This window comes from Mesorhizobium sp. M7A.T.Ca.US.000.02.2.1 (assembly GCF_003996995.1).
Taxonomy (GTDB): domain Bacteria; phylum Pseudomonadota; class Alphaproteobacteria; order Rhizobiales; family Rhizobiaceae; genus Mesorhizobium.
The window spans coordinates 1-4656 of sequence record NZ_RZTT01000447.1; the positions used below are offsets into that span (position 1 = coordinate 1).

The 4656-nt window shown below is 64.3% G+C and carries 9 protein-coding genes and 1 pseudogene; 5 read left to right on the forward strand and 5 right to left on the reverse strand.

What is annotated here, in order from left to right:
• From EOD15_RS28915 to EOD15_RS28930, 4 genes are all read left to right on the forward strand, one after another.
• Nucleotides 1-390: hypothetical protein (locus EOD15_RS28915; protein ID WP_127409068.1), on the forward strand; the 390-nt coding region annotated here is incomplete at its 5' end.
• Nucleotide 391: 1 nt separating this feature from the next.
• Complete coding sequence (locus EOD15_RS28920; protein ID WP_127319514.1) at nucleotides 392-559, forward strand: hypothetical protein; 168 nt, start codon at nucleotides 392-394, stop codon at nucleotides 557-559.
• Between the two features lie 55 nt (nucleotides 560-614).
• Nucleotides 615-935 carry a YkgJ family cysteine cluster protein gene (locus EOD15_RS28925; protein WP_164761640.1) on the forward strand — a complete coding sequence of 107 codons (321 nt, stop codon included), beginning with the start codon at nucleotides 615-617 and terminating at the stop codon, nucleotides 933-935.
• Between the two features lie 81 nt (nucleotides 936-1016).
• Nucleotides 1017-1628: a LysE family translocator gene (locus EOD15_RS28930; RefSeq protein WP_127319518.1), complete on the forward strand. Its 612-nt coding sequence runs from the start codon at nucleotides 1017-1019 to the stop codon at nucleotides 1626-1628.
• Between the two features lie 85 nt (nucleotides 1629-1713).
• Here the strand turns inward: EOD15_RS28930 and EOD15_RS28935 are convergent, their stop codons facing one another.
• From EOD15_RS28935 to EOD15_RS28945, 4 genes and pseudogenes are all read right to left on the reverse strand, one after another.
• Nucleotides 1714-2043, reverse strand: coding sequence for a nuclear transport factor 2 family protein (locus tag EOD15_RS28935; RefSeq protein ID WP_127319520.1), 330 nt, complete (start codon nucleotides 2041-2043; stop codon nucleotides 1714-1716).
• Nucleotides 2044-2059: 16 nt separating this feature from the next.
• Entirely contained in the window at nucleotides 2060-2506 is a 447-nt protein-coding gene (locus tag EOD15_RS28940) for an OsmC family protein (protein WP_127319522.1), read from the reverse strand.
• A 33-nt stretch (nucleotides 2507-2539) separates the two neighbouring features.
• Entirely contained in the window at nucleotides 2540-2761 is a 222-nt protein-coding gene (locus EOD15_RS37050; protein WP_245463794.1) for a zinc-binding dehydrogenase, read from the reverse strand.
• Nucleotides 2722-3549: pseudogene (locus tag EOD15_RS28945) on the reverse strand (NAD(P)-dependent alcohol dehydrogenase); the annotation flags it as partial. The pseudogene EOD15_RS28945 and the gene EOD15_RS37050, both read right to left, overlap by 40 nt.
• A gap of 97 nt (nucleotides 3550-3646) precedes the next feature.
• Here EOD15_RS28945 and EOD15_RS28950 point away from each other — a divergent pair.
• Nucleotides 3647-4255, forward strand: coding sequence for a TetR/AcrR family transcriptional regulator (locus EOD15_RS28950; RefSeq protein WP_127319524.1), 609 nt, complete (start codon nucleotides 3647-3649; stop codon nucleotides 4253-4255).
• Between the two features lie 88 nt (nucleotides 4256-4343).
• Here EOD15_RS28950 and EOD15_RS28955 read toward each other — a convergent pair.
• On the reverse strand, nucleotides 4344-4656 hold a 313-nt coding region (locus EOD15_RS28955; protein ID WP_281035587.1), incomplete at its 5' end, for a TCP-1/cpn60 chaperonin family protein.

A 4656-nucleotide genomic window follows, 5' to 3' on the forward strand; every position in this document is an offset into this window, starting at 1 on the left:
CCGCCAACACCGATCGCCGCCGACGCAACCATTGCCGACATGGTCGAAGGCCTCGACAAGCCGGTCGAATTCGTCAGGCGTGTGCTGGCAAAGCTCGAACGCTGCAAGCGTGCCCACGGCGATGCCCAGGTGCGCGTCGGCGTGCGTGGCCGCGCCGAATGCCCGAACTACCTGATCGAATATGTCCGCGAAGACGCCAAGACCCATGAGCGGGTGACTTATCAGGACGCCGCCTACAGCGGCAGCACGCATCGCGAGCTGGCGGCCCATCACATCGAGGCGGTGAAAAATTGGTCGCCCGAGGAAATGAACATCACGGCCGTTTCGGCGCTGATCGGCCGCCTGCGCAATCCGCGCGCCCCATCATCGCGCTTCGCCGACGAGGACTGACATGGCCATAAAATTCTCCTCCAAGGATCAGACGGCAGCCTCGGGTGCTGCGGCAAAACCGGCCAAGCCGGTTGCCGCGCCGAAAGCCGGCGACGCCACCGAGGCCGCGACCGATCTGTTCAAGTCGCCGGCGGATTCGCCGAAGGGCAAGACGGCTAAGAAGAAATAGCGCCTTGCCGCAAGACGCCGATCGCAACCCGGCCGAACCGGCTCTGTCCGCCCTGATGGCCGCCGCGAGCGTTTTGCCGTCGCAACACGGCACTTTCGATTGCCAAAGCTGCGGTGCCTGCTGTTCCTATTCGGCCGAGTGGCCGCGCTTTTCCACCGAGGATGACGCACAGCTCGACCGTATCCCGGAAAAATATGTCGCATCTGACCTGTCAGGCATGCGCTGCGAGGGCGTGCGCTGCTCGGCGCTGTCCGGCGAGATCGGCAAGTCGACCGTTTGCGGCATCTACGACGTCCGGCCGGACGTCTGTCGCGCCTGCATGCCCGGCGACGAGGAGTGCCTGATGGCACGCCAGGCGCTCGGGTTACCGGTGTAGCCAATCTCCAATCGCCTCCGCTTGTGCGCCGACCCGCAGCCCGATACCTTCCTGGTTGGGTAGGGTGCCGGAGGAACCATCGTGAGCATCGAATTTCTGTTGACGTCCCTGATTGTCGTGGCTTCGCCCGGCACCGGCGTTCTCTACACGCTGAGCGCCGGCCTCTCGCGCGGTGCGCGGGCCAGTGTCATCGCCGCCTTCGGCTGCACGCTCGGCATCATCCCGCACATGGCCGCCGCCATCACTGGCCTGGCGGCGCTGCTGCACACCAGTGCGCTCGCCTTCGAGACGCTGAAATATCTCGGCGTCGCCTACCTGCTCTACATGGCCTGGAACACACTGAAGGAAAAGGGCGGCCTCAGCGTCGACCAGGATGTGACGCCGCGCTCGGCCGGCAAGGTGATTGCCACCGGTATCCTCGTCAACGTGCTCAATCCGAAACTGTCGATCTTCTTCTTCGCCTTCCTGCCGCAGTTCGTCAGCACCACGGAGCCCAATGCGCTGTCGAAGATGCTGGAACTGAGTTCCGTCTTCATGCTTTTGACCTTCGTGGTTTTCGTCGGCTACGGCATCTTCGCCGCCTCGATCCGCAGCCACGTCGTCTCGCGGCCAATGGTGTTGACCTGGATGCGCCGGACCTTCGCCGGCGCCTTCGTCATGCTTGGCGCGAAGCTGGCGCTGGCCGATCGGTAGCGCCACGAGGAGCGGTTCAGTCTCGCTGATCCGCTCGCCTTGTTGCGCTGTTCCGGGCGATGCCCTTTGGGAATGCTCGGGCGCGCTACCCCTTCACATAGCCCATCGCTTCGACGATCCGCCCGTCGGCCACGCGCATGAGGTTGACGCCGCGCAGCGAATTGCCGTCGGCCATGAAATAGCGCCAGCGGATCGTTGCCCGGTCGCCGGCAACGAAGACGCACGCCGCTTGACCGGCAAAACGAGCGCCGTGCGGCGCCGGCACGGTGTTCTCGATCACGCAATCCTCAGCCACCAATTCGGCGAGTGCCGAGGGATCATGGCATTGGAATACGTCGTTGTAGCGCCGCATGATCTCGGCCGTCTGCTGGGACAGATCGTACGCGGTTGCGTCCATGACAAGCTCCTGTGTCATCTTCTTTCTCCTGGCTTCATTGGCCTTTGGTGGCTTCAACGAGCGTTGCCTTGAGGGTGATCTGAGACACGCCGGCAAGGGCCCGCGAGACGAGGCAGCCTGTCTTGGCGGATTGTGCAAGGCGCTCGAATTCATCTGCGGCGAGTCCTGCGGCCTCCACCTCGGTTTCGAGTTCGATCCGGGTGATCGTCGGCCCGGCCGCGGTCGCGCCGAGATGCACCTTGGCCATCGTGTGGATATTGCGGGCAACATGGCCGGCGCCGCCCAGTATGGCGCTCAGCGCCATCGAGAAGCAGCCTGCATGCGCTGCGGCGATCAGCTCTTCCGGGTTGGTGCCCGGACCGTTCTCGAAACGCGAAGGGAAGGAATAGGCGCCTTCGAAGACGCCGCTGCCGAGCCGCAGCCGGCCCGCCCCTTCCTTCAGCGTGCCTTGCCATTTGGCCGAGGCTTCACGAATTGTCATTGTCGTTCTCCCTTGGTTTGAGGACTTGATGGGTCAGGCGCCGTCGATGATCACCTTCCCGAAGACGTCGCCCTGCTGGAAATAGCGGTAGGCATCGACGGCCTCGGTGAAGGCGAAGACCTTTTCGATGACGGGCCGCAGGCGATGCTGCGAGCGGCGCGCAGCATGGCTTCGAGATTGGTCCGGTTGCCGACGAACAGGCGGCTGATGGTGGCGAGGCTGCGCTGGTAGAGTGCCGCCGGCAACTGGATCGATCCGCCTTTCGCATCCTGCAGCGTCAAGAGCACGATGTGCCCGTAAAGCGTGCTGGCGATCAGCGACTGGGCGAAGGTCGCCGGGCCACCGGTCTCGATGACGAGATCGATGCCGCCGGTCTGGTCGCGGACGGCCGCGCCCCATTGCGGCATATCCGATGTCGAAATCACCAGGTCGGCGCCCAGCGCCCGCAGCCTGTCCGCTTTCTCACCGCGCGAGGTGACGGCGGCGACATGGCAGCCGAGCAGCTTGGCGAACTGCAGTGCAAAGAGCGAGACGCCGCCCGAGCCGACGACCAGAACCCATTGGCCGGGCTTCGGAATTCCGGCGCCCGTCACGGCATTCCAGCCGGTCAGGCCGGCGCAGGTCAGCGTTGCCGCCTCATGCCAGTCGAGATGATCGGGCAAGTGCACCGCCCATTGTTCGTCGAGAACGGCGTATTCGGTCAGCATGCCATCCAGCGTGCAGCCGAGCTGATCGATGAGTCCGGCATGGATGCGGCCGTCGATCCATCGGGCGAAATAGCTGCCGGTCACGCGGTCGCCGACAGCAAAGCGGGTGACGGTATCGCCGATGGCGACAATGTCACCGGCCCCGTCGCTCAGCGGAACGACGCCTTGGCGCGGCGGCAGCGGATAGGTGCCGTTGAGGATCATCGTATCGCGCCGGTTGAGCGAGGTGGCGCGAACGCGCAGCACGATCTCATGCGGTTTCGGCTCCGGCCGCGGCTCGTCGTGCAGCGCCAGACATTCGGTTCCGCCGGATCCTTCAAGCCGATAGCTGCGCATTTCGAACCTCGGATATATAGACTGATCTACATATTATGTAGACCGATTGTCATATTTCGCGCAAGGGCTATAATGACCTCTCCTGACAGAGGTTGACATGGCGAACGACACACGAGCCCGCATACTCGAGACGACCGGATTGCTGCTCAGGCAGCGCGGCTATCACGGCACCTCGCTCAATGACATATTGAGCGCCAGCGGCGCGCCGCGAGGCTCGCTCTATTTTCATTTTCCCGGCGGCAAGGACCAACTGGTCATCGAGGTGACGCGGGCCAGCGTTGCCGACGTGACGGAGAGGCTGGGCGAAGCGCTGGCTGCCGAAAAGTATCCGGCGGTGGCTGTCCATCATATCTACCAGTCGGTGGGACGCATGCTGGAAGACAACCAGTTTTCGCTCGGCTGTCCGATCGCGCCTGTCGTGCTGGACTCGCCCACCGACGTGCCGGAACTGGCGGAGTTGTGCCGCTCGGCCTTCGAACAGTGGATAGGCCTGCTGCGGGACGCCTTCGTCAGGGCGGGGGTGCCCGAGCGCCGCGCGCATGCATTGGCACTGCTGGTCGAATCGTCGCTGGAGGGGCTGATGGTGATCGCCCGCGCCACCCGAGACCGCGCCCCGGTACAGGCCGTGGCCGATGAGGTGGCGGCGCTGATCGAAGCTGCGGTGCTTGCCGGCGAGGTCAAGCAACGCGCGGATGCCGCCGTCTGAGAGACGGCCACAGCGACTGCTGCGCAAAACAAAAAGGGCGGCATCTCTGCCGCCCTTTCCGTGTTCTGAAGACAGATGGAAGCGTGGATTAGAAATCCATGCCGCCCATGCCGCCCATGCCGCCGCCCATGCCGCCAGGCATGCCGCCGCCGCCAGCCGACTCCTTCTTCGGAGCCTCCGCGATCATGGCTTCGGTGGTGACGAGCAGGCCGGCGACCGAGGCCGCGTCCTGGAGAGCCGTACGGACAACCTTGACCGGATCGACGATACCCATGGCGATCATGTCGCCATATTCGCCGGTCTGGGCGTTGTAGCCGAAGGTCGCGCCCTTGTTCTCAAGGATCTTGCCGGCAACGATCGATGCTTCCGCACCGGCGTTGGCCGCGATCTGGCGGGCCGGA